Origin of the sequence: Microbacterium sp. (assembly GCF_031180975.1) — a bacterium.
Lineage (GTDB): Bacteria > Actinomycetota > Actinomycetes > Actinomycetales > Microbacteriaceae > Microbacterium.
The window spans coordinates 151,569-173,822 of the sequence record NZ_JAPSLI010000007.1; the positions used below are offsets into that span (position 1 = coordinate 151,569).

Genomic DNA, 22,254 nt, shown 5'->3' on the forward strand with positions numbered 1-22,254 from the left:
CAGCGTGAGACAGCACGCCACACGTCATGTCTCACGCTGAAAGATAAGTCTCACCGCCGAAGCCTCACCCGGGCACCGTGGGCGCCATGTCCGCCCGGCCTCAGCGCAGGGCGGGGCGGGTGCTCGCGCGCACGATGAGCTCGGGCACGCGCGGCTCGGGGGCGATCGGGGTGTCCTCATCGGTGATCTGCGCGAGCACAGCGGCCATCGCCTCCTGCCCGAGCGCCGTGAAGTCCTGGCGCACGCTGGTCAGCGGCGGCGAGAAGTGCGCGGCGTCCGGCACATCGTCGAAGCCGACCACGCTGAGATCATCCGGCACGCGCAGCCCCGCCTCCTGCACCGCGTGCAGCAGGCCGAGCGCCATCTGGTCGTTACTCGCGAAGACGGCATCCGGGGTCCCCTCGGCGAGCAGCCTTCGGCCGATCTCATAGCCGGAGGTCGAGGTCCAATCGCCGCGCAGCGGCTCGGCGGGGTGCCATCCGGCATCCCGCAACGCGTCCCGCCAGCCGCGCAGCCGCTCTTCCGCGTCCATCGAACCCACCGGTCCGGCGATGTGCCGGATGTCGCGGTGCCCGAGCTCCTGCAGGTGCGCGACCGCCCTGCGCGCTCCCGCGTACTGGTCGAGCGTGACCCGAACTCCACGCCCGCGCGCCTCGGAGGCGATGGCGATGAAGGGGATGCCGAGATCCCAGTCTGCGAACGCGTCCAGCGCCCCCCGTTCGGACGCGAGCAGGACGATGGCCTCGACGCTCTGCCGGATCAGCATCTCGGCGGCGGATCGCAGCGTCGCCCCCTCCACGTCGGCTGGGTTGGCCGACACCACCGCGTAGCCGGCGGCACGAGCCGAGCGGTTGAAGCTCAGCACGATGCTCGACGGGCCCCAGTCGGGCAGGCCGGTCGCGACGAGGCCGATGGTGCGCGATCGCCTGGTGACCAGCGCGCGGGCGGCCTGCGAGGGGACGTAGTTCAGCTGCCGGATCGCCTGCTCGACCCGCTCCTTGGTGGCCGCGCGCACATTCGGCAGGTCGTTCAGCACCCGGGAGACGGTCTGGTGGGACACGCCGGCGAGGCGCGCGACGTCGAAGATCGTCGCGACGCGCCCGTGGTCGTCCGCGCTCAGCACCGCCGCCTGCTCCCCTCGGGCGCGATCGGGCGCGCGCCTGAACACATTATCCCGGCGCGCGTCCGCACTCCCCCGCTGATCACGCGCGACGGATCGTCAGCACGCGCTGCAGCCCGATGAACGCCAGCAGCAGACCTCCGATGAAGATCTTCGTCCACCACGACGAGAGCGTCCCCTCGAAGGTGATGATCGTCTGGATGATGCCGAGCACGAGCACGCCCAGCACCGAGCCGAGCACGAACCCGTAGCCGCCGGTGAGCAGGGTGCCGCCGATGACCACAGCCGCGATGGCGTCCAGCTCGGTGCCCACCGCGGTCAGGGGGTAGCCCGAGAGCGTGTAGAACGAGAACAGGATGCCGGAGATGCCCGAGCACAGGCCGCTGATCGCGTACACCAGCACCTTGGTGCGCGCGACGGGAAGCCCCATCAGCCGCGCGCTGTGCTCGCCGCCACCGAGACCGTAGACGGTGCGTCCGAAGCGCGTCCGATGCAGCATCCACACCGCCGCGGACACGACGAGCAGCGCGATGACCACGCTCCAGGTGATCGACATTCCGCCGCCGAGCGGGATGCGCGACACGGCGAGCGCGATGAACGTCGGGTCGGAGATCGAGATCGAGTTCTGGCTGATGACGTAGCAGAGGCCGCGCGCGAGGAACATCGCCGCCAGCGTCGCGATGAACGGCTGCACCTGGAAGACGTGGATCATCAGCCCGACGAGCAGACCCAGCACCGTCGTCGACACCAGCACGAGCGGGATGACCGCCCCGGCCGGCACACCGCTCTGCAGCAGACTCGCCACCATCATGGTGGACAGCGCCACCACCGCGCCGACCGAGAGGTCGATGCCGCCGGTGAGGATCACGAACGTCATCCCGACGGCCAGCACGATGAGGTATGCGTTGTCGACGAGCAGGTTGAGGACCACCTGCCCGCTCAGGAAACCCGGATACCGCAGTCCGCCGGCGACGAGGACGGCGACGAACAGGATGCCGGTCACGAGGACGGGTCCGTATTTCGGGCTGGTGAAGGCGCCGCGCAGGCGGTGCGCGAGCCCGGGCCGGGTGGACGTCTGGACCACCTCGTCGGCGCTCGTGCCGCTGTCGCTGATGGTGCGTTCGATGGTGCTCATACCGCCACCGCATCCTTTCCTGCTCGAAGAGCGAGCCTGCGCCGGAACGACCGCAGCGCGTCGCTGGTCGTGGGCGACTGCAGCAGGCACACCAGCGTCACGACCGCGGCCTTGAAGACCATCGTCACGATCGGCGGGATGCCGACCGTGTACACCGTGGTGACGAGGGTCTGGATCACCAGCGCACCCACGACGGTCCCGGTGAGGGAGTAGCGCCCGCCCGCGAGCGACGTGCCGCCGATCACGACCGCCAGGATCGCGTCCAACTCGATGAACAGGGCCGCGTTGTTGGCATCCGCCGCCATCGTGTTGGCGGTGAGGATGAGCCCAGCGGCCGCGGCGCACAGCGCCGCGAACGTGTAGACCAGGAACAGCAGGGCGCGTGCGCGCACGCCGGCCTGGCGGGAGGCCTCCGGGTTGATGCCGACCGCCTCGATCAGCATCCCGAGCGCGGTGCGCCGGGTCAGCACACCGGCGAGCAGCACCACGAAGGCGGCGATGTACACCGCGATCGGCACGCCGAACAGGAAGCCGGCGCCGAGCGCTTTGAACGGCGGACTGTTCACCGTGAGGATCTGCCCCTCGGTGATCAGCATGGCCGCTCCACGGCCCGCGGTCATCAGGATGAGCGTCGCGATGATGGGTTGGATGCCGATCACCGAGACCAGCAAGCCGTTCCACAGTCCCAGCACGAACGCGATGCCCATCGCGGTGGCGATGGCGATCGCGACCACGCCGGGGTTGCCCGGCTCGGCCGAGCCGAGAAGGATGCTGCAGGCCACGGCTCCCGCGATGGCGGCGACCGCTCCGACCGACAGGTCGATGCCGCGGGTGGCGATGACCAGTGTCATGCCGATCGCGACGATCAGGGTCGGCGCGCCGTTGCGGAGGATGTCGATGAGGCTGCCGTAGAGGTTGCCATCTCGCAGCGAGATCGCGAAGAACCCGGGGAACGCGATGACGTTGATCAGGAACAGGACGGCGAGCATCACCAGCGGCCAGAACAGCCGGCTCGCGAAGGTGCGTGCGAGCAGTGCGTTCATGCGGTCTCCTCCAGGTCTTCCTCTGCGTCGCCGTCGGCGATGAGGGCGAGCAGGCTGTCGATGGTCAGGGCGTCGTTGTCGAGATCGGCGATCATGCGCCGGTCGCGCATCACGACGATCCGGTGGCTGAGGCGCAGCACCTCTTCGAGCTCGCCGCTGATGAACACCACGCTCATGCCGTTCTCGGCCAGGCTGATGACGAGCTTCTGGATCTCCGCCTTCGCCCCGATGTCGATGCCGCGCGTCGGCTCGTCGAGGATGAGCAGGCGGGGTGCGACCGCCAGCCAGCGGGCCAGCAGCACCTTCTGCTGGTTTCCGCCGGAGAGGTTGCGCACGATGGCATCGGGGTTGGCGGGGCGGATGTGCAGCGCCTCGATGTAGCTTTGCGCGAGCTCCTCGGCGCGCTTGCGCGGGATCGGGCGGAACCAGCCCCGGTCCGCCTGGAGCGCCAGGATGATGTTGTCCCGCACCGACAGTTCATCGACGATGCCCTCGGTGCGGCGGTTCTCGCTCGAGAAGGCGATGCGGTGCGCGAGCGCCTGCCGCGGGGTGCGCAGCCGCACCGGGTCGCCGCGCAGCTCGAGGCGGCCGGCGTCCGAGCGGTCGATGCCGCCGAGCAGACGGGCCACCTCGGTGCGACCAGAGCCGAGCAGGCCCGCGAACCCGACCACCTCGCCCTCTGCGATGGTGAGGTCGACCGGGGCGACGGAGCCCTTGCGTCCGAGTTCCCTGGTGCGCAGGAACGGGGTGCCACCGGCATCCGCCCCCTCGTTCTCGCGCACGCGCTGCTCGAGCTCCTCCAGGGTGCCGACCTCCTTACCGATCATCTTCTGCACCAGCTCGATGCGCAGCAGATCGGGCGTGAGGTACTCGCCGATCAGCGTGCCGTTTCGCAGCACCGTGAGCCGGTCGGCGATCTCGTACACCTGGTCGAGGAAGTGTGACACGAACAGGATCGCGACGCCCGACTCCTTCAGGCTGCGGATGATGCGGAACAGTTCTGCGACCTCGTCGTTGTCCAGGCTCGAGGTGGGCTCGTCGAGGATCAGCACCTTCGCGTCGATGTGGATGGCGCGGGCGATGGAGACCAACTGCTGGATCGCGAGGGAGTGCGTGCCGAGCATGGAATCCGGGTCGATGTCGAGGCCGAGGCGGGCGAGCACCTCACGGCTGCGTGCCCGCATCGCGCGCTTGTCGATCGCCCCCCATCGGCGCGGTTCACGACCCAGCATGATGTTCTCGGCGACGGTCAGGTTGGGCAGGAGGTTGACCTCCTGATAGACCGTGCTGATCCCGGCATCCTGCGCCTGCGCGGTGCCATGGAACGACACCGGCGTCCCGGCGAACAGGATGGTGCCGGAATCGGCCTGATAGACGCCCGTCAGGGCCTTGATGAGGGTGGACTTCCCCGCGCCGTTCTCCCCCATCAGCGAGTGCACCTCGCCGGCGAACATCCGGAAGGACACCTCGTCCAGCGCCTTGATGCCGGGGAACGAGATCGAGATCCGCTGGACCTCGACGATCGGCTCCGGGTGCGCGGGTGGGGCGGGTGGTCTGCTCGGTTCGGTCATCCTGCTTCTCCGTCGAAGGGGTGAGTCCGGGGGCGGCGTTCCCGCCCCCGGAGGGGTGCGCTGTGCTGAGGCGGCGCTCAGTACTTGCGGTCGGGCAGCGCCTCGATGGCCTGCTCCTGGGTGAAGGTGGTCTCCTCGGTGACGATGCGCTTCTCGACCTCGCCGCCGTCGTTGAGGGTCTTCACGATGTCGACGAGCTGGGCGCCCAGCAGCGGCGAGCATTCGACGATGAAGTTGATCTTGCCATCGGCGAGCGCCTGCATGCCGTCCTTGACCGCGTCGACGGTGACGATCTTGATGTCCTTGCCCGGCACCTTGCCGGCGGCCTCGATCGCCTCGATCGCACCCAGACCCATGTCGTCGTTGTGCGCGTAGACGAGGTCGATCTCCGGCTGCGACTTCAGCAGCGCCTCCATGACCTGACGGCCGCCAGCGCGGGTGAAGTCCCCGGTCTGGCTGGCGACGACCTCGAACTTGTCGTCCTCGCCGATCACCTCGGCGAAGCCCTCCGCGCGGTCGATCGCCGGGGCGGAACCGGTCGTGCCCTCGAGCTGCACGATCTTCACGGAGTCGGCGTCCGCGAATTCCGTCACTGCCCACTGGCCGGCCTTACGGCCCTCCTCCACGAAGTCCGAGCCCAGGAACGTCACGTACAGCGACTCGTCCTTGGAGTCGACGGCGCGGTCGGTCAGGATGACCGGGATGCCGGCCGCCTTGGCCTCGTTGAGCACGGCATCCCATCCGGTCTCCACGACGGGCGAGAAGGCGATGTAGTCCACCCGCTGCTGGATGTAGGAGCGGATCGCCTTGATCTGGTTCTCCTGCTTCTGCTGCGCGTCGGAGAACTTGAGCTCGATGCCCGCCTCCTCGAACGACGCCTGGATGTCCTTGCTGTTGGCGGTGCGCCAGCCGGACTCGGCGCCGACCTGGGCGAAGCCGACGACGAGCTCGTCGATCGCCTTGCCTCCGCCGTCGCCGCCGCTTGCGGGTGCGGCGTGCGCCGAGCACCCGCTGAGGGCGAGCGCCAGCGCTGCGCCGGCCGCGGCGATGGTGATGAGCTTCTTCATTGCTGAACCTCCTTGTTCTTCCCGCACCCGTGACTGTGGCGGTGCAGAGGACCGGCCGTCGTGGCCGTCCTGGAAATGTTAGCGCTCACTGTTAGCGCTCACAAGAGCCAAAGTGAGCGCTCACATTCTCGGCGTCCGTCCCGCCGCCCGCGTCCAACGCGTGAGACTTCACTTTCAGCGTGAGACAGCACGCCAGACGGCCTGTCTCATGCTGAAAGTGAAGTCTCGGCGGGCGGGGCGGGGCGGGCGGCGGGCGGGCAGCGGGCGCGCCGCGGCGGGCTCAGAGCCCCAGCCCCTCCAGGAAACCGTTCATGAATACGCGCTCCGGGTCCATCCGGTCGCGCAGGGCGGCGACGTCGTCCCAGCGCGGGTAACGCCGACGCACCTCCTCGCCCGGCAGCGTGAAGATCTTCCCCCAGTGCGGGCGAGCGGATGCCGGAAGCGCCGCCTCGATGTCCGGCAGCAGCGCTCGCACAGCGGCCTCGTCGCGCGTCCACGTGAAGTGGATGCCGACGGCATCCGAGTCGTAGGATGAGCTCAGCCACAGCCGGTCGGCGGCGACGGTGCGGATCTCGGTGACCAGGAGCAGCGGCGCGATGCGATCGGCGAGAGAGCGGATCGCCTCGATCGCGGCGACCGCGTCGGCGCGCGGCACCAGGTACTCGCTCTGGATCTCCTCGCCGGCCGACGGCGTGAACTCGAGCCGGAAGTGCGGCAGGCGCGCGTGCCAGGGGCCCGGTCGGCCGAACTGCTCGGTGCAGGCCTCGGCAGGAGCCCCGAAGATCGGATGCCGGGCGACCGACGCCTCCGCCGCGCCGAGGCGTGCGAGCAGCTCGGCATCGGCCGGTTCGGCGCCGACGCGGTTCTTGATCCATAGCTGATCGGCGATGTCGGCATCCGTCCAGCGCGAGAAGATGCTGACGCTGGTGCCGAGCGAGGTGACGGCGTCGAACTCCGCGAGCAGCGCGTCCCAGCGGGGTCCCTCGTGCACGCTCTGCGCGACGTCGTAGGTCGGTTCGACGTCGAGTTCGAGCTGCGTCACGACTCCGAGTGCGCCGAGCGAGATCACTGCGCCGTCGAAGCCGTCCTCCCCGCGGGCGAGTCTGCGGTGCTCGCCGTCGGCGGTGAGGAGCGTGATCGCCCGCACGGCCGCGGCGAGCGAGCCGGTGCGGTCGCCGGACCCGTGCGTGCCGGTCGCGACCGCTCCCGCCACCGAGATGTGCGGCAGTGAGGCGAGAGTGGCGAGCGCATAGCCGCGGCGGTGCAGTTCGGAGGCGAGTTCGCCGTAGCGGATGCCGCCCGCGACGCGCACGGCGGCATCGCGCTCGTCGTCGAGGATGTCGATCGCCCCCGCCAGCCCTGCGCTCTCGACCAGCACGCCCTCGGTGTCGGCGATCGGGGTGAAGCTGTGGCGCGACCCGAGCGTGCGCACCCGCAGGCCCTCGCGACGGGCGGAGGCGATCACCTCGCGCAGTTCGTCGACGCTCGCGGGTCTTGCGATCCGCCGCGCGCCGTACGTCAGGTTGCCGGCCCAGTTCGTGGTCGATGACATGCGCACATCCTACGGTTGAGAGCCCTGTTGTCTACAACGTTAGAACTACCCCCCTCGCGCACCCACCCGACCGCGAGACTTCTCTTTCAGCGTGAGACAGCACACCAAGCGGCATGTCTCACGCTGAAAGAGAAGTCTCGGGGGCTCCCGCCCGGGGGGCTCCCGCGGGGGCTCCCGGGGACGCCTTGTCAGGCCGCGGGGCGGGGCCACTCGGCTCGGGGCCAGCCGTCCTCCCACAGAAGCGGCAGCAGACCGAGCCGGAACATGCCGTCGGCGGCGCCGTCGTACCAGTGGAACGCGAGCACACCGCCCGACACCGACTGCCCGCCGGGGCCGATCCGGTCGCCGTCGGCGCTGAGCACGACGGTGCCGCCGTCCTCGGTGAGCGCGCCGCCGTCGGCATCCAGGTACGGACCGGTGACGGAGGACGACCGGCCGACGATGATCTCATACGTGCTGTCGACGCCTTTGCAGCAGAAGCCCCGTGACGCGAACAGGTAGAACGCGCCGTCGTGCGGGAGGATGAACGGCGCCTCGATGGCGTTCTCGACCAGCCCGCGATCGGCGATCGCCGTCGGCTCCTCGCCATCCGCGCGCAGGCCGGTCGGCCACTCCAGTTGCACGATCTTCAGCCCGCTGGAGAACGAGCCGAACGACAGCCACGGCGTGCCGTCGGCGTCCTCGACGATCCCGGGATCGATGGCGTTGAAGTCCGTCCCCTCCGACGCGATCACCTCGCCCCGGTCGACCCACTCGTACTCCGGATCATCGGGGTCGAGCGCGGTGTTGGTGGCGAGCGCGATGAGCGAGACGTTGCTTCCGAACGTGGACGCCGAATAGTAGAGGTACCAGGTGCCGTCGTGCTCGTACAGCTCCGGCGCCCACAGGTTCTGCACGCCCGGGATGCGCTCCGAGAGCCACGCGGGCTTGGCCTCCCATACCTCGCCGAGGTACTCCCACACCCCGTCCGTCCCGGCACGGCGGATCTGGATGTTGCCGTCGCCGAGCCCGCCGTTGCCGGTGGAGTAGATGTACGACTCCGCACCGCCGTGCACGTACGCCGGGTCGTGCACGAACACGTCGCCGGTCGGCTCGACCACGGCGGCGGCGGGGGCGGATGCAGGGGCGCACCCTGCCAGTGCCGCCGGCGCCGCCACGGCGAGCAGTGCCGCTGCGACGGCGCCGGCGAGGCGCGGGAACCGGGACATCAGGCCAGCGCGATCGCCGACCACGACACCGGAGGCAGCGTGACCGTGAGCACGCCACCGTCGAGCACGGCGCCCTCGAGCTGCTTGAGGCCGACGCGGTTCTGGTCCTGCAGGGTGTTCTTCGCGTACACGTCGTCGTCCCACAGGGTGACCGCCTCGGTGATGCGGTCGGCACCGAGCTCCGTGACGTCGACCGTGACCGAGAGCGACTCGGTGCGGCTGCGGTTCACCAGGAACACGGCTGAGGACTCCTCGTCGGTCGTCGCGACGGCATCCACCAGCGACACCGTGCCGTACACGGCGGTCTCATACGTGCCCGCGTCGATCCGCGGCTTCAGCACCTCGCCGCGCGCCAGCCGCGACGTGACCGAGAACGGGAAGAACGTGGTCTGCCGCCACGCGTCACCGCCCGGCTCGGTCATGATCGGGGCGATCACGTTCACGAGCTGCGCGAGCGAGGCGCTGGCCACCCGGTCGTGGTTCTTCAGCAGGGTGATCATCAGGTTGCCCAGCACGACGGCATCCGCCACCGAGTAGACGTCCTCGAGCTGGCGGGGCGCGTAACGCCACTCGTCGTTGACCTCGTCCGACTCGCGGTGCTCGTCGAGGTACCAGATGTTCCACTCGTCGAACGACAGCTTGATCTTCTTCTTCGACTTCAGCTTGTTGCCGACGTGGTCGGCGGTGGCCACCACGGTCTCGATGAAGTACTGCATGTCCACCGACGAGGCCAGGTACGAGTCCAGATCGCCCCCGCGCTCCTGGTAGTACGCGTGGCAGGAGATGTAGTCGACGTGCTCGTACGAGTGCTCCAGCACCGTGCGCTCCCAGTCGCCGAAGGTGGGCATCGACGACCCGGACGAGCCGCACACCACGAGTTCCAGGCTCTTGTCGGCGGCCTTCATCGCCTGCGCGGTCCGGGCGGCCAGCTTGCCGTAGTCGTCGGCGGTCATGTAGCCGGTCTGCCACGGGCCGTCCATCTCGTTGCCCAGGCACCACATGCGGATGTCGTGCGGCTCCGGGGTGCCGTTGGCGATGCGCTGGTCGCTGAGTGCCGTGCCCGACGGGTGGTTGCAGTACTCCAGCAGGTCGAGGGCCGCCTCGATGCCGCGGGTGCCGAGGTTCACCGCCATCATCAGCTCCGAGCCGGTCAGCTTCAGCCACCGTGCGAACTCGTCGACGCCGACCTGGTTGGTCTCCAGCGCGTGCCAGGCCAGGTCGCGCCGCACCGGGCGCTTCTCGCGTGGGCCGACCGAGTCCTCCCAGCGGAAACCAGAGACGAAGTTGCCGCCCGGGTAGCGGATGGTGGTGGAACCGAGCTCCCGCACCAGCTCCACGACGTCCATACGGAAGCCGTCCTCGTTGGCGGTCGGGTGGCCGGGTTCGTAGATGCCGTCGTAGACGCAGCGTCCGAGGTGTTCCACGAACGAGCCGAAGATGCGGCGGTTGATGGGGGCGACGACCGCCTCGCGGTCGATCGAGATGCGTGCCTTGGTCACGGGTTTTCCTTCTCTGGGCGGGCCGACTGCAGGGCAGCACGGCGAGGTCAGGGGGGTGAAGCGGAGGGAGTCGGCGGACCGTCAGCCGGCCCGCTCGACGCGGTCGAGCCGGGCGCCGATCAGTCGCACCGCGGCGGCCAGCGGGACCGCTGCTCCGACGAGCGGCAGCACCACCGGCGCGATCGAGCCGATGACCGCCCAGGCGGCGAGGACGGTCAGCACCGCGGCGGCCGTCGTCGGGAAGGTCAGCGGCAGCACGACCGCGTAGCGCAGCAGGGCGCGGGGCGGGTCCTGGTATCGCGAGAGCAGCACGACGGCGACCGTGCCGCTCGCGACGACAGCGAGGGCGAGCGCGCCGGTGAGCACCAGCAGCACCGCGGATGCCGGGCCGCGCAGCTGCGGCAGCAGCACGGCATCCGCTGCCAGCAGCATCCCCGCGATGGCGAACGGGATGCCGGTGAGGTTCGCCCGCACGAACTCGGCGCGATACGTCGCGACGAAGGTGCGGACGAGACCGTCATCGGCGGTGCCGGCGAGCAGGTCGTCGCGGCGCAGCACCGCCGCGGCCGCGACCGATGCGGGCATGACGCCGAGGATGCCGAGCCCGAGCAGCGTGCCGGCGAGGAACATCAGGTTCACGGCGATCAGCGCCGTGACGACGTGCAGGATCTGCATGACCCGGCCGGTCCAGCCGACGCCGAGCGCATCGCCCGCCCCCGCGGTCGGCGCCACCGGCGCCGCTCCGGTGCCGCTCACGGTGCGATCTCCTGCGATCCCGCCCACACCACGCCCGCCGGGTCCAGGCCGGCGAACGCGAGCACGGGGCGTCCCGCGACCGGGTCGAACGCGCCGAACACGACTCCGCCGAGTTCCACGCCGTCCACGGTCAGGGTCGTCGCGACCGGCTCGCCGGCGCTGGCGACCGGGGCTGACAGCTGCACGCTCCGCGCCTCGACGAGGGCGGTGGTCTCCGGCGCGAACCGCACCGCCTGCCAGCGGCCGGTAACCGGCTGGGCGGAGGGCAGCCTCTCGGCGTCCGCCCCGGCGAAGGGGTGCGGCGACACCAGCGGCCAGCCGTTGCGGGTCCAGTGCACACGTCGGATCTGCGCCTCGTGCTGCGTCGGGGCGTCGGCCAGCCGCACGTGGTGCACCATGAAGGTCGCGTCGCCGTCGGTGAAGACCGAGTTGTGCCCGGGCGCGATGAACCCCGTGCCACCGGGGAACCGGTACCCGCCGAGCACCTTGGTGCCGGCCGTCGTGGCGCGCGCGGGCTCCGGCGAGGTGAGGTCGTTGCCGGCGGCGTCGCGGTACGGCCCGGTGATGTGGTCGGAGACGCCCACCCGCACGCTGTAGGTGTCGACGAGCGAGTCGTACGACACGAACAGCACGAAGCGGTCCTCCTCGGCGCGGTACTGCACATACGCGCCCTCGATCGCGCCGTCGACGCTTGCGGGACGACGCGCGATCAGCGTGCCCGGCTCGTCGCGCAGGCGCAGGCCGGTCTCGGGCGACAGCTCGACGATGTGGATGCCGCCGAAGAACGACCCGTAGATCATCCACGGCCGTCCGTCGCGATCGAACGCGATCGCCGCATCGATGGCGTTGTGCGCGTCGCGGTCGTGCCGGGTCGCCACCACGATGCCCTGGTCGATCCAGGGACCGGCGGGGCTGTCGGCGATGGCCAGGCCGATGGCCGAGGTGCGCGAACCGAACGTCGACGCGGAGTAATACATGTGCCACTGGGGGCGCCCGTCGCCGGTGGGCCAGCGCACCACGTCGGGCGCCCAAAGACCCTGCGCGCCGCTCCAGTCCCGGGCGGGCGCGGGGACCTCACCGAGGGCCGTGCCGTGGAACGACCAGGTCACGAGGTCGGTCGAGGTGCGCACGTGCGCACCCACCGGGAAGCCGGGCGCGTCGGCGGCGGCGTCCGTCGAGAACATGTACCAGAGGCCGTCGTCGCCGCGGACCACGGTCGGGTCGTGGGCGTTGCGCGCACCCCAGGTGCGGGGATCGTTCGTGAGCGCGGTCATGTCAGGCCTTCGATCCGCTCAGCGCGACCGACTCGATGATCTGCCGCTGGAAGACCACGAACACCACGAGCACCGGGATCAGCGCGATGAACGACGCCGCCATGATCAGCGGATAGTCCGTCTGGCTGGCGTAGGTGGCGTTGAAGCTGCCGATGACCAGCTGCAGGGTCTGCCGCTCGGGGGTGTTCAGGTAGATGATCGGCGCGAGGTAGTCGTTCCAGACCGCCATGAACCAGAGGATGAACTGCGCGGCGATGGCCGGGCGGATCGCGGGGAAGATCAGCGTGAAGAAGATCCGCAGGTAGCCCGCGCCGTCCAGCTTGGCGGCCTCGATGATCGAGTCCGGCACCGAGTCCAGGAACTGGCGGAGGAAGAAGATCATCACGATGTTGCCGAACAGACCCGGAAGGATCAGCGGCCACAGGGTGTCGACCATCCCGGCATCCGCGAACATCTTGAACTGCGGGATCATGATCGTCGGGAACGGGATCATGATCGCCGACAGCATCGCCAGGAAGATGACGTTCTTGAACGGCAACCGCATCTTCGCGAAGGCGAACGCGGCGATGGCGGAGCTCACCGTGCCGACGACGGTGACGCTCACCGAGACGATGAGGCTGTTCAGGATGCCGCTGGCGAGCGGACCGGCCGACCAGACCCGGATGTAGGTCTCCCACTGCACGGGGTCGGGGATCCACTGCGGCGGCAGGGAGAACACCGCCTCCTTGGTCTTCAGCGACGTGCTGAACGTCCACACCAGCGGGGCGATCATCACGATGCCGCCGATGGACAGCAGGATCGTCACGATCACGTTCATGGTGCGGTACGAGCGCGAGCGCGTGCCGACGGGCGCGGAGGAGTTGCCGGTCGGCTCGCCGATGACGCGACGCGGAAGACGGCGGCGGGCGGCGGCCGCGGGGAGGACGGTGGTGACCGTTCCGGGCGCGGCAGACGTGGTGGGGGGTGACAGGGTCATGGCTGCCTCACTCGATGGAGAACTGGGAGCGACGGTTGACCTGGAACTGGATCGCCGTGACGACGAAGACCAGCAGTCCCAGCACGATCGACATCGCCGTCGCGTAGCCCATCTGGAGGTAGTTGAACGCCTTCTGCCAGATGTACCAGACGATCGATGCCGTGGAGAACTCGGGGCCTCCGGTGGGGGTCATGATGTTGATCTCGATGAAGATCTGCGCCCCGCCGATGATGCTCGTGACGACCAGGAAGAAGGTCACCGGGCGCAGCATCGGGACGGTGATGTGGCGGAACTGCGACAACGCGCCGGCCCCGTCGATCGCGGCGGCTTCGTAGAGATGCCGTGGAACGGACTGCAGCGCTGCCAGGTACAGCAGCATCGAGAAGCCGAGGCCCTTCCAGATCGCCATGATGATGATCGCGGGCTTCGCGGTATCCGCATTCTGCAGCCAGTTCGGGCCCTCGATGCCGAACATCCCGAGCACCTGATTGACCAGACCGAAGTCGCCGTTGTAGGCCCACTGCCAGAGGATCGCGACCGCGGCCAGCGAGGAGATGACCGGCACGTAGTAGACGGTGCGGAAGAACGTGGTGCCGCGCATCCGGCGGTTCAGCGCGAGTGCGAGCAGGAGGGAGATCACCAGCCCGATCGGGATGCCGATCATCATGAACAGGGTGTTGCCCATCGCCTGCCAGAAGTACCGGTCGCCCGCCATGTCGACGTAGTTGTCGAGCCCGTTGAACACCGGCTCGCTGAGGCCGTTCCACTTCGTGAACGACGCGTAGACGGCGAACAGCAGCGGGTAGGCGATGAAGATCAGGAAGCCGAGCACGGGCACCGCGATGAAGGCGGCTGCGGCCAGGTGTTCGCGGCGGTGCAGCCGGGAGCGACGAACGGTGGTCGTTGACATGGTCACCTCGTTCTCTGAGACGGATGGTTGGCTGGTGCCCCGGGGGCCGGTGTCACGACCGGCCCCCGGGGAGGCGGTCAGCCGATGCCGGCTTCCGCGTTCGCCTTGTCGAGCAGCTCCTGCATGCGCGGCTGCACGTCCGACAGGTATTCGGCCGCGGTCTGCTTGCCGTCGAGGACGGGCTGGATGTTCTTCCAGAGCTCGTCGTACCACTCGGCGCTGTACGTGTTGCCGCCGGGGAGCGCACGGCCGTAGTCGTTCGCCACGTCGAGGAACTCCTGCTTGTTGCTCGGGGGCAGCGTCGAGGAGGCGACCCACTCGTCGGCCATGTCCTTCAGGTTCGGGATCTGCACGCCGGCGTCGACCAGCGCCTGCTGTGCGGTCTCGTCGGTGGACAGGTAGATGGCGAGCTCGGTGGCCAGGTCGGGGTTCTTCGACGACTCGGACACCGCAATGCCCAGCGTGCCGATCCACGAGGCGGTCTCACCGGTCGATCCGACCGGGTAGGGGATCAGATCCCACTCGAAGTCGAGCTTCTCGTAGGTGGGCACGTCCCACGGGCCGACGGGGAAGAAGCCGATCTGGCCTTGCATCCAGCGCTGATAGGTGTCGAGTGTCTGCGCGTCGGTGGTCGACGGGGTGACCTTGGCCACGTTCGACATGTCGGCGAAGAACTGCAGCGCCTCGGCGAACTCGGGGGTGTCGACGGTGACCTTCGTGCGGTCCTCGTTCAGCCAGTCGCCGCCGTTGGACCACACGAACGACTGCAGGTTCCACTGCACGTTCAGGCCGGTGCCCCACTGGTCGAGCGTGCCGTCGCCGTTGGTGTCGAGGGTGAGCTTCTTGGCGACGTCGATGAACTCGTCCCAGCTGTAGGGCTTGTCCTTGTCGGGCAGCGGGATGCCGGCCGCCTCGAACATGGTCTTGTTGTAGCCGAACGAGAACGGGCCGATGTCCTTGGGCATCGCGTAGATCGCGCCCTGCCCCATCAGCTTGCCGTCGAACCGGTAGCTGTCGACGCCGTACTCCCACACGTTGTCGAGGTCGACGGTCTCCTCGACCTTGTCGGTGATGTCCTTGATGATGCCCGAGCGTACGTACGCCTGAACGCTGCCCGGATCGATGTAGAAGACATCCGGGATCTGCTTGCCCGTGATGGCCGCCTTGAGCTTGGTGGAGTACTCGTCCGGCGTGGTCATGATGACCTTGACCTTGACGTCGTTGTCCTTCTCGAACTGCTTGATCGCGTCGGTGTACGCCGCCTTCTCGGCGTCGTTCCCACGGAACATGAAGGTGAGGGTGTCGGCATCGCCGCCGCCACCGCTGCCGGCCGCGCAGCCGGTGATGGTCGCCGAGGCGAGGACGAGCGCGCCCGCCGTGGCCAGGATCCGTGACTTCATTGTGCTGTGTTCCTCTCGGGTGGAATGACACCGATGTCGAGTCGCCGCGGAGGTCGGCGGCGATCCCACTTCTACAACGTTGTAGTAAACGTTGTAGAGAATGTAACTCCGTGCCGCACGCTTGTCAACGACGAATCCGTGATGAGCCGGCGGGGGGCGACGCGGATCAGCTTCGGAGGCCGGCGACGGCCGTGTCCCCGGGCGCCGCGGCGGCGTCAGCACCCGCGAGAGCGGCGGGCCGCGGCGCGGACTCCCGCGCAAGGATACGGAAGTCGGCCAATAGCAGCCGCGGCTCGCCGGTGACTTTTCCCGCGATCCGCTCCAGCAGCGTCGACACCGCGGTGCGCGCGATCCAGTCCCGCCCCGGGTCGACCGTGGTCAGGCTGGGGATGGAGTACTCCGCCTCGTCGAGGCCGTCGAACCCGACCACCGCCACCTCGTCCGGGATGCTGCGCCCGGCTTCCTGCAGCACCCGCATGGCGCCGAGGGCGAGCGTGTCGTTCAGGCCGAACACAGCGTCGAACTCGACCCCGCGTGCCAGCAGCTCGCGCATGGAGTCCGCGCCGTTGGCCCGGTGCCACAGGGTGGTGTAACCGACGATGTCGTCGTCGTACGGAATGCCGGCGGCCGCGAGCGCCTCGCGGTAGCCCTGCAGACGCAGCGCGGCCGAGCCGATCACCTCGCCGGCGTGCGCGCCGACGACGGCGATGCGCCTGCGCCCGGAGGCGAGCAGAAACTCGGTGGCCGCGCGCGCCGCCTCGACGTTGCGCATGGTGACGTGATCGGTGGGTCCGTCGAAGATCCGCTCGCCGAGCAGGACCATCGGGTAGTCGACGGCCAGCGCGTCGGCATCCTCCTGCCCCATCCCGAGCGGACTGAAGATGAGCCCGTCGGTGAGCTTGAGCCGAGGACTGCGCAGCAGTTCACGCTCGCGAGCCGGGTCGGCGCCGGTCTGCTCGACGAGCACGACGACCCCCGCCGCCTCGGCGGCGGCGATGACGGATGCCGCCAGCTCGGCGAAATACGCCAGGCCGAGATCGGGCACGGCCAGGGCGATCGCCCCGGTGCGCCCCGAGCGCAGGCTACGGGCGGTGAGGTTGGGCGTGTAGCCGAGCTCGGCGATCGCCTGTTCGACGCGAGCCTTGGTGGTGGGCCGGATGTGCGGATAGTCGTTGATGACGTTGGAGACCGTCTTGATCGACACGCCGGCGAGCCGTGCGACGTCATGCAGTGTGGCGGACATGCTCACCCCCTCGCTGCCATGTTACAACGTTGTACACCATTTCGAATCGCGCAACTGGCCGCCGTGCGCCGCGCGAGACTTGCCTTTCAGCATGAGACGGCACGACACCGGGCATGTCTCACGCTGAAAGAGAAGTCTCGGCGGCGGGTCAGTCCTGGACGTGGCGCTCCTCGACCCCGTTGTACGCGGACAGCGGGCGGATCAGCGCGTTGGACGCGGCCTGCTCCATCACGTGCGCGGTCCACCCGGTGACCCGCGACGCCACGAACAGCGGCGTGAAGATCTCGGTGTCGAAACCGAGCAGGTTGTACGCCGGCCCCGACGGGTAGTCGAGGTTGGGGTGGATGCCCTTGCGGGCGACGAACTCGCGCTCCAGCGTGTCATACAGCGCGGCGAGGTCGTCGCGGCCGGACTCCTCGAGCAGCACGTCGAGCGCCGCCTTCATGGTCGGCACCCGGGAGTCGCCGTTCTTGTAGACGCGGTGCCCGAAGCCCATGATCTTGCGCTTCTCGGCGAGGGCCTTGTCGAGCCACGGGACGACGTTCTCGGCCGATCCGATCTCGTCGAAGATGTGCATGACAGCCTCGTTGGCCCCGCCGTGCAGCGGGCCCTTCAACGCTCCGATCGCGCCCACCACGGCGGAGTAGATGTCGGCGGTGGTCGACGCGATCACCCGCGCCGTGAACGTGGACGCGTTGAACGAGTGCTCGGCGTACAGCACCATCGACACGCGGAACACGTCGACGGCGGCATCCGACGGCAGTTCGCCGAACGTCATCCACAGGAAGTTGCGGGAGTAGTCCAGGTCGTCGCGCGGCGCGATCGGCTCCAGGCCGCGGCGGCGGCGCTGCACGGCGGCGACGATCGTCGGGATCTGCGCGAACAGGTAGACGGCGCGCCCGAGGTCCAGGTCGCGGTCGGTCCAGCCGCCGGGCTGGTGCAGGGTCTCGTCGAACGCGCCGAGCTGGCTGACGGCGGTGCGGACGACGTCCATCGGGTGGGCGTGCGCGGGCAGCGTGTCCAGCAGCGCGATGGTGCGCTCGTCGAGCGCGCGCATCGAGCGCTCCATGCGCTGGAAGTCCGCCAGTTGCGTGGCATCCGGCAGCTCCCCGCTCCACAGCAGGTAGGCGACGGCCTCGAACGGCTGCGACGCGGCGAGCTCCTGCACGGGGTAGCCGCGGTAGAGCAGGCTGTTCGTCTCGGGGTTGACCTTCGAGATCGCGGTGCTGTCCACGACGACGCCCGCGAGTCCCTTCTTGATGTCCTCGGGCATTGTGTGCTCCTTCGTTCCGTCTCGTCGCTTCGCGCCTCGCTCAACGACCGGAGGGCTTCTCGATCGTGAAGTTGAAGACTCCCGAGTCGAAGTGGTTGTAGGACTCGTAGTCGATGAGGTCGTACAGATCGGCGCGGTGCTGCATCTCGCCGAGCCGGGAGGTGAGGTGTCCCTCCTTGTTCAGGGTATCGAGTGCGCTGCCGGCGGCACCCATGGCCATCCGCAGCAGCGACACCGGCCAGATCACGATGCGCACGCCCGCGTCGCGGAGTTGATCGACCGAGAACAGCTCACTCTTGCCGAACTCGGTCATGTTCGCCAGGATCGGCACGTCGACGGCATCCGCCATCGCCTCGAACTCGGCAAGCGACCGCATCGCCTCGGGGAAGACGGCGTCGGCGCCCGCGTCCACCAGCGCCTTCGCACGGTCCTTCGCCGCCTCCAGCCCCTCGACCGCGGCGATGTCGGTGCGCGCCATGATGAGCAGGTTGCCGTCGCGGCGCGCGTCGGCCGCCGCGCGGATGCGCTTGATCGCGGTGTCGGCATCGACCACGCTCTTGCCGTCGAGGTGGCCGCACCGCTTGGGGTTGACCTGGTCCTCGATGTGCAGGCCGGCGAGACCGGCATCCTCGATCTCCTGCACGGTGCGGGCGACGTTCATCGGCTCGCCGAAGCCGGTGTCGGCGTCGACGATGGCCGGCAGGTCGGTCATCCGCGCGATCTGCCCGGCGCGGCCCGCCACCTCGGTGAGTGTGGTGAGGCCGATGTCGGGCAGGCCGAGGTCGGCCGACAGCACGGCACCCGAGATGTAGACGCCGTCGAAGCCCTTCTGCTCGATCAGCCGCGCCGAGAGCGGATTGAAGGCACCCGGAAAGCGCAGCAGCTCACCGCTCGCCAGCCGCTCGCGGAACAGCCGGCGCTTCTCGTGCGCGGGGGTGTTCGCGTACAGCATCAGAACAGCCCCTCGGGCACCGGCGCGTTCTCGAGGACGCCCGGCTTCGCGACGATCGACAGCTGCGCGACCTCGGATGCCGTCAGCTCGGGCAACCGCTGCACGAGCTCGAGGAACCGGTCGATCTCGGCGGCGTCGAGCACCGGGGCGGCGAGGATGCGGAACTTGCGGATGTAGTCCTCCCGGCCGAACGGCCGCGCCCCCAGGGGGTGCGCGTCGGCCACCGCGATCTCGTCGACGATCGTCTCACCGTCGGTGGTGCGGATCTCCACACGGCCGCCGAACGCCTTCTCGGCCGGGTCTGTGGAGTGGTAGCGGCGGGTCCACTCGGCATCCTCGGCGGTGGTGATCTTGCGCCACAGCTCGACCGTGTCGGGGCGGGCGGCGCGCTCGGGTGCGTATGAGTCGACGTGGTGCCAGGTGCTGTCCTGCAGCGCGACGGCGAAGATGTACGGAATCGAGTGGTCGAGGGTCTCGCGGGACGCCGTCGGGTCGTATTTCTCCGGGTCGCCGGCGCCCGAGCCGATCACGTTGTGCGTGTGGTGGCTGGTGTGGATGACGATCGATTCGATGTGCGCCGGGTCGCGCAGCTCGGGGTGCTCGGTGCCGAGTCGGCGCGCCAAGTCGATGAGCGCCTGCGCCTGATACTCGGCGGAGTGCTCCTTGGTGTACGAGTCGAGGATGGCGCGCTTGGGCTCGCCGAGGGCCGGCAGCGGGACCTCATAGGAGGCATCCGGGCCATCCAGCATCCACGCGATGACGCCGTCCTCGCCCTCGTAGATCGGCGACGGCGACGTCTGTCCGCGCATGGCGCGGTCGACCGCCTCCACGGCCAGCTTGCCGGCGAAGGCCGGGGCGTGCGCCTTCCAGGTCGAGATCTCGCCCTTGCGGCTCTGCCGCGTGGCCGTGGTGGTGTGCAGCGCCTGACCGATCGCCTGGTAGATGGTCTCGGCGGGAAGGCCGAGCAGCGTGCCGATTCCGGCAGCGGCCGAGGGGCCGAGGTGGGCGACGTGGTCGATCTTGTGCTTGTGCAGGCAGATGGCGCGGACGAGGTCGATCTGGATCTCGTAGCCGGTGGCGATGCCGCGCAGCAGCGCGCGTCCATCCGCGCCGACGTGCTGGGCCACGGCGAGGATCGGCGGGATGTTGTCACCCGGGTGCGAGTAGTCGGCGGCCAGGAACGTGTCGTGGTAGTCGAGTTCGCGCACGGCGACGCCGTTCGCCCACGCGGCCCATTCCGGGCTGGTGCGGCGGTCGAGCGCGGCACCGAACACGGTCGCGCCGGCGCCGCCGGTGGAGACCGGGTGGGCGAACGCCTGCGCCCTGGCGGCGTTGATCGGCGCGCGGGTGAGCGACGCGGCCGCGACCGACGCGTTGTCGATGATCCGGTTGATCACCATGTCGGCGACGTCGGGCTCGACCTCGACCGGGTCGACGGCGACCTGGGCGATCTTCCAGGCGAGCTGCTCCTCGCGGGGCAGCTGCTCCTCGCTGCGGTAGACGCGGACGTGGTGGGTGACGGTCATGTCGTTCCTTCGCTTTCGGCGGCGGTGAGGGAGCTGAGGATGCTGGTCAGCGCGTTGTGCAGGTGGACGTGGGTGGCATGCGCGGCGAGGTCGCCATCGCCGGCGGCCAGCGCTTCGGCGATGAGGCGGTGCTCGGCGGCGGAGGCGGCCAACCGGTCGGGCTTGTCGCGGGCCATCCGGCGCACCCGTACGAGGTGGGTGCGGACGGTGCGCAGCGCAGAGGCGATGTAGTCGTTGCCGACGGCGGAGTCCAGGGCTGAGTCGAGGCGGGCGATGAGCGCATAGTAGGCGTCGCGTCCGTCGGCTCCGTCGAGATCGACGTGTGCGAACTCGTCGGCGAGGTCCGCGAACAGCCGACGGTCCCCCCGCTCGGCCGCCAGCCGGGCGGACGTCTCCTCCAGTGCGCGGCGGATCTCGAACAGTGCCCGGATATCGTCGGCGTCGAGGTCGGCGACGACGGTCACGCGCGGCGACTGCTGGACGGCGAGGCCTTCGGCGACGAGCCGGCGCAATGCCTCGCGCATCGGCGTACGGCTGACCCCGAGCCGAGCAGCCTGCTCGACTTCGGCGAGCACGTGACCGGCGGGCAGCGCGCCGGACTGGATCTCGTCGAGCAGCACCGCGTACGCGCGTTCGCTCGCGCGGAGGGGCTCGACGGCGATGGTCATGAGGTCAGCGTATACACAAATGCTCTGATCTGCGAGGGGCAGATGCGTCTATGAGGATTTAGGTATACATACGACGCCAGTTCTGTTCGTTACGTGTTCGTTGCTCCGGGGCGGTCATTTCGGGGTGAGATCTGGGCTTCCAGTGTCGGTGGCTCCTTCCATACTGGGGTGATGAGGGCGTTGTGGGATGTGTCTGCGGAGCAGGTGGCGACGCTGGATCAGCTGGTCGACCTGGCGCAGGGTCTGGAGCGTTCCCTGTCCACGTTGCAGGCCGCCCGGGACGGGGTCCTCGCGCTCGCGTCCCGGTGGGCGTTGTCGGTGGCGGGTGATGCGGATGAGGCGGACGTGTCGGTGCGGGCGGTCGCGGCGGAGTTGGGGGCGGCGTTGCGGGTCACGGATCGGACGGTGCAGCGGCGGATGGCGGAGGCGTCGGAGCGGGTGGAGCGGTTCCCGCTGGTGTGGCAGGCGCAGGGGGCGGGGCGGATCACGGCCGGTCACGTCCGGGTGATCGTGGATGCCGGCGCCCACCTGGACGACCCCGCGGCACGGGACGCGTATTCGGCGCGGGTGGTGGAGGTGGCGGAGCGGGAGTCCCCGAACCGGGTGCGCGGGGTCGCTGCGCGGATCGCGGAGCAGTACCAGCCCCGCCCACTCGAGGACCGACACCGGGATGCCAGGGAGAAGCGGTCGGCGTGGGTGAAGGACGCCCCGGACGGGATGGCGGAGTTCGGGGTGTTCGGTCCCGCCGCGCTCATCCACGGCGCGTTCGACCGACTCACCACCATGGCCAAAGCCCTCACCGACCCCGACCCCCAACCGGATGCTGCTATCGACGCCACGGGGTCGGGTGAGGCGTTCGGGCCCGCCGCGGTCCGCGCCGACGCCGACGCATCGGCGGCGAGCATGGACCCGGCTGCGCCGGACACGCGCACGTTGTCGCAGAAGCGCGCGGATCTGGCGCTGGATGTGTTGTTGACGGGGGCGCCAGTCGGGCATGACACCCCGGACGGCCGGTTGGCGGGGATCGTTGCGCAGGTGAGTGTCACGATCCCGGTGACCACCCTGATGGGCGCCGGCGGGG

The 22,254-nt window shown here is 69.3% G+C and carries 19 protein-coding genes; 1 reads left to right on the top strand and 18 read right to left on the bottom strand.

Annotated features, from left to right (window positions below; genetic code table 11):
• Positions 1 to 100 precede the first annotated feature (100 nt).
• The 18 genes from RIF65_RS11295 to RIF65_RS11380 all read right to left on the bottom strand — a co-directional run bounded on the left by RIF65_RS11295 (position 101) and on the right by RIF65_RS11380 (position 21,173).
• Positions 101 to 1,123: a LacI family DNA-binding transcriptional regulator gene (locus RIF65_RS11295; RefSeq protein WP_309065640.1), complete on the bottom strand. Its 1,023-nt coding sequence runs from the start codon at positions 1,121 to 1,123 to the stop codon at positions 101 to 103.
• Between the two features lie 79 nt (positions 1,124 to 1,202).
• Positions 1,203 to 2,255, bottom strand: coding sequence for a galactofuranose ABC transporter, permease protein YjfF (gene yjfF / locus RIF65_RS11300; protein ID WP_309065641.1), 1,053 nt, complete (start codon positions 2,253 to 2,255; stop codon positions 1,203 to 1,205).
• Positions 2,252 to 3,298, bottom strand: a complete 1,047-nt coding sequence (locus RIF65_RS11305) for an ABC transporter permease (protein ID WP_309065642.1) — start codon at positions 3,296 to 3,298, stop codon at positions 2,252 to 2,254. Before RIF65_RS11305 ends, yjfF begins: the two co-directional genes overlap by 4 nt.
• Complete coding sequence (locus tag RIF65_RS11310) at positions 3,295 to 4,869, bottom strand: sugar ABC transporter ATP-binding protein (protein WP_309065643.1); 1,575 nt, start codon at positions 4,867 to 4,869, stop codon at positions 3,295 to 3,297. The genes RIF65_RS11305 and RIF65_RS11310 overlap by 4 nt, the downstream gene beginning before the upstream one ends.
• A 77-nt stretch (positions 4,870 to 4,946) precedes the next feature.
• Positions 4,947 to 5,936 (bottom strand): ABC transporter substrate-binding protein, encoded by a 990-nt coding sequence (locus tag RIF65_RS11315; RefSeq protein WP_309065644.1) that lies wholly within the window; start codon positions 5,934 to 5,936, stop codon positions 4,947 to 4,949.
• 280 nt (positions 5,937 to 6,216) lie between these two features.
• Positions 6,217 to 7,488, bottom strand: coding sequence for an FAD-binding protein (locus tag RIF65_RS11320; RefSeq protein ID WP_309065645.1), 1,272 nt, complete (start codon positions 7,486 to 7,488; stop codon positions 6,217 to 6,219).
• Between the two features lie 188 nt (positions 7,489 to 7,676).
• Positions 7,677 to 8,696, bottom strand: a complete 1,020-nt coding sequence (locus tag RIF65_RS11325; RefSeq protein ID WP_309065646.1) for an arabinan endo-1,5-alpha-L-arabinosidase — start codon at positions 8,694 to 8,696, stop codon at positions 7,677 to 7,679.
• Positions 8,696 to 10,195 (bottom strand): arabinosylfuranosidase ArfA, encoded by a 1,500-nt coding sequence (gene arfA, locus RIF65_RS11330; protein WP_309065647.1) that lies wholly within the window; start codon positions 10,193 to 10,195, stop codon positions 8,696 to 8,698. Before arfA ends, RIF65_RS11325 begins: the two co-directional genes overlap by 1 nt.
• A gap of 81 nt (positions 10,196 to 10,276) precedes the next feature.
• Positions 10,277 to 10,951 carry a YesL family protein gene (locus RIF65_RS11335; protein WP_309065648.1) on the bottom strand — a complete coding sequence of 225 codons (675 nt, stop codon included), beginning with the start codon at positions 10,949 to 10,951 and terminating at the stop codon, positions 10,277 to 10,279.
• The gene (locus RIF65_RS11340; RefSeq protein WP_309065649.1) at positions 10,948 to 12,225 is read right to left on the bottom strand and encodes an arabinan endo-1,5-alpha-L-arabinosidase; all 1,278 of its coding nucleotides are present in this window, start codon (positions 12,223 to 12,225) and stop codon (positions 10,948 to 10,950) included. Before RIF65_RS11340 ends, RIF65_RS11335 begins: the two co-directional genes overlap by 4 nt.
• 1 nt (position 12,226) lies before the next feature.
• The gene (locus RIF65_RS11345) at positions 12,227 to 13,201 is read right to left on the bottom strand and encodes a carbohydrate ABC transporter permease (RefSeq protein WP_309065650.1); all 975 of its coding nucleotides are present in this window, start codon (positions 13,199 to 13,201) and stop codon (positions 12,227 to 12,229) included.
• Between the two features lie 7 nt (positions 13,202 to 13,208).
• Positions 13,209 to 14,111, bottom strand: coding sequence for a carbohydrate ABC transporter permease (locus RIF65_RS11350; protein WP_309065651.1), 903 nt, complete (start codon positions 14,109 to 14,111; stop codon positions 13,209 to 13,211).
• A gap of 77 nt (positions 14,112 to 14,188) precedes the next feature.
• Positions 14,189 to 15,511 carry an ABC transporter substrate-binding protein gene (locus RIF65_RS11355; protein ID WP_309065652.1) on the bottom strand — a complete coding sequence of 441 codons (1,323 nt, stop codon included), beginning with the start codon at positions 15,509 to 15,511 and terminating at the stop codon, positions 14,189 to 14,191.
• 166 nt (positions 15,512 to 15,677) lie between these two features.
• Positions 15,678 to 16,754, bottom strand: a complete 1,077-nt coding sequence (locus tag RIF65_RS11360) for a LacI family DNA-binding transcriptional regulator (RefSeq protein WP_309065653.1) — start codon at positions 16,752 to 16,754, stop codon at positions 15,678 to 15,680.
• Between the two features lie 148 nt (positions 16,755 to 16,902).
• Positions 16,903 to 18,027 carry a bifunctional 2-methylcitrate synthase/citrate synthase gene (locus tag RIF65_RS11365; protein ID WP_309065654.1) on the bottom strand — a complete coding sequence of 375 codons (1,125 nt, stop codon included), beginning with the start codon at positions 18,025 to 18,027 and terminating at the stop codon, positions 16,903 to 16,905.
• 40 nt (positions 18,028 to 18,067) lie between these two features.
• The gene (gene prpB, locus RIF65_RS11370; RefSeq protein WP_309065655.1) at positions 18,068 to 18,979 is read right to left on the bottom strand and encodes a methylisocitrate lyase; all 912 of its coding nucleotides are present in this window, start codon (positions 18,977 to 18,979) and stop codon (positions 18,068 to 18,070) included.
• Positions 18,979 to 20,505, bottom strand: coding sequence for an MmgE/PrpD family protein (locus RIF65_RS11375; protein ID WP_309065656.1), 1,527 nt, complete (start codon positions 20,503 to 20,505; stop codon positions 18,979 to 18,981). Before RIF65_RS11375 ends, prpB begins: the two co-directional genes overlap by 1 nt.
• Positions 20,502 to 21,173, bottom strand: coding sequence for a GntR family transcriptional regulator (locus tag RIF65_RS11380; RefSeq protein ID WP_309065657.1), 672 nt, complete (start codon positions 21,171 to 21,173; stop codon positions 20,502 to 20,504). Before RIF65_RS11380 ends, RIF65_RS11375 begins: the two co-directional genes overlap by 4 nt.
• Positions 21,174 to 21,344: 171 nt before the next feature.
• Between RIF65_RS11380 and RIF65_RS11385 the strand changes: the two genes are divergently transcribed.
• Positions 21,345 to 22,254 (top strand): DUF222 domain-containing protein (locus RIF65_RS11385; protein ID WP_309065658.1); only part of this gene is annotated, 910 nt, incomplete at its 3' end.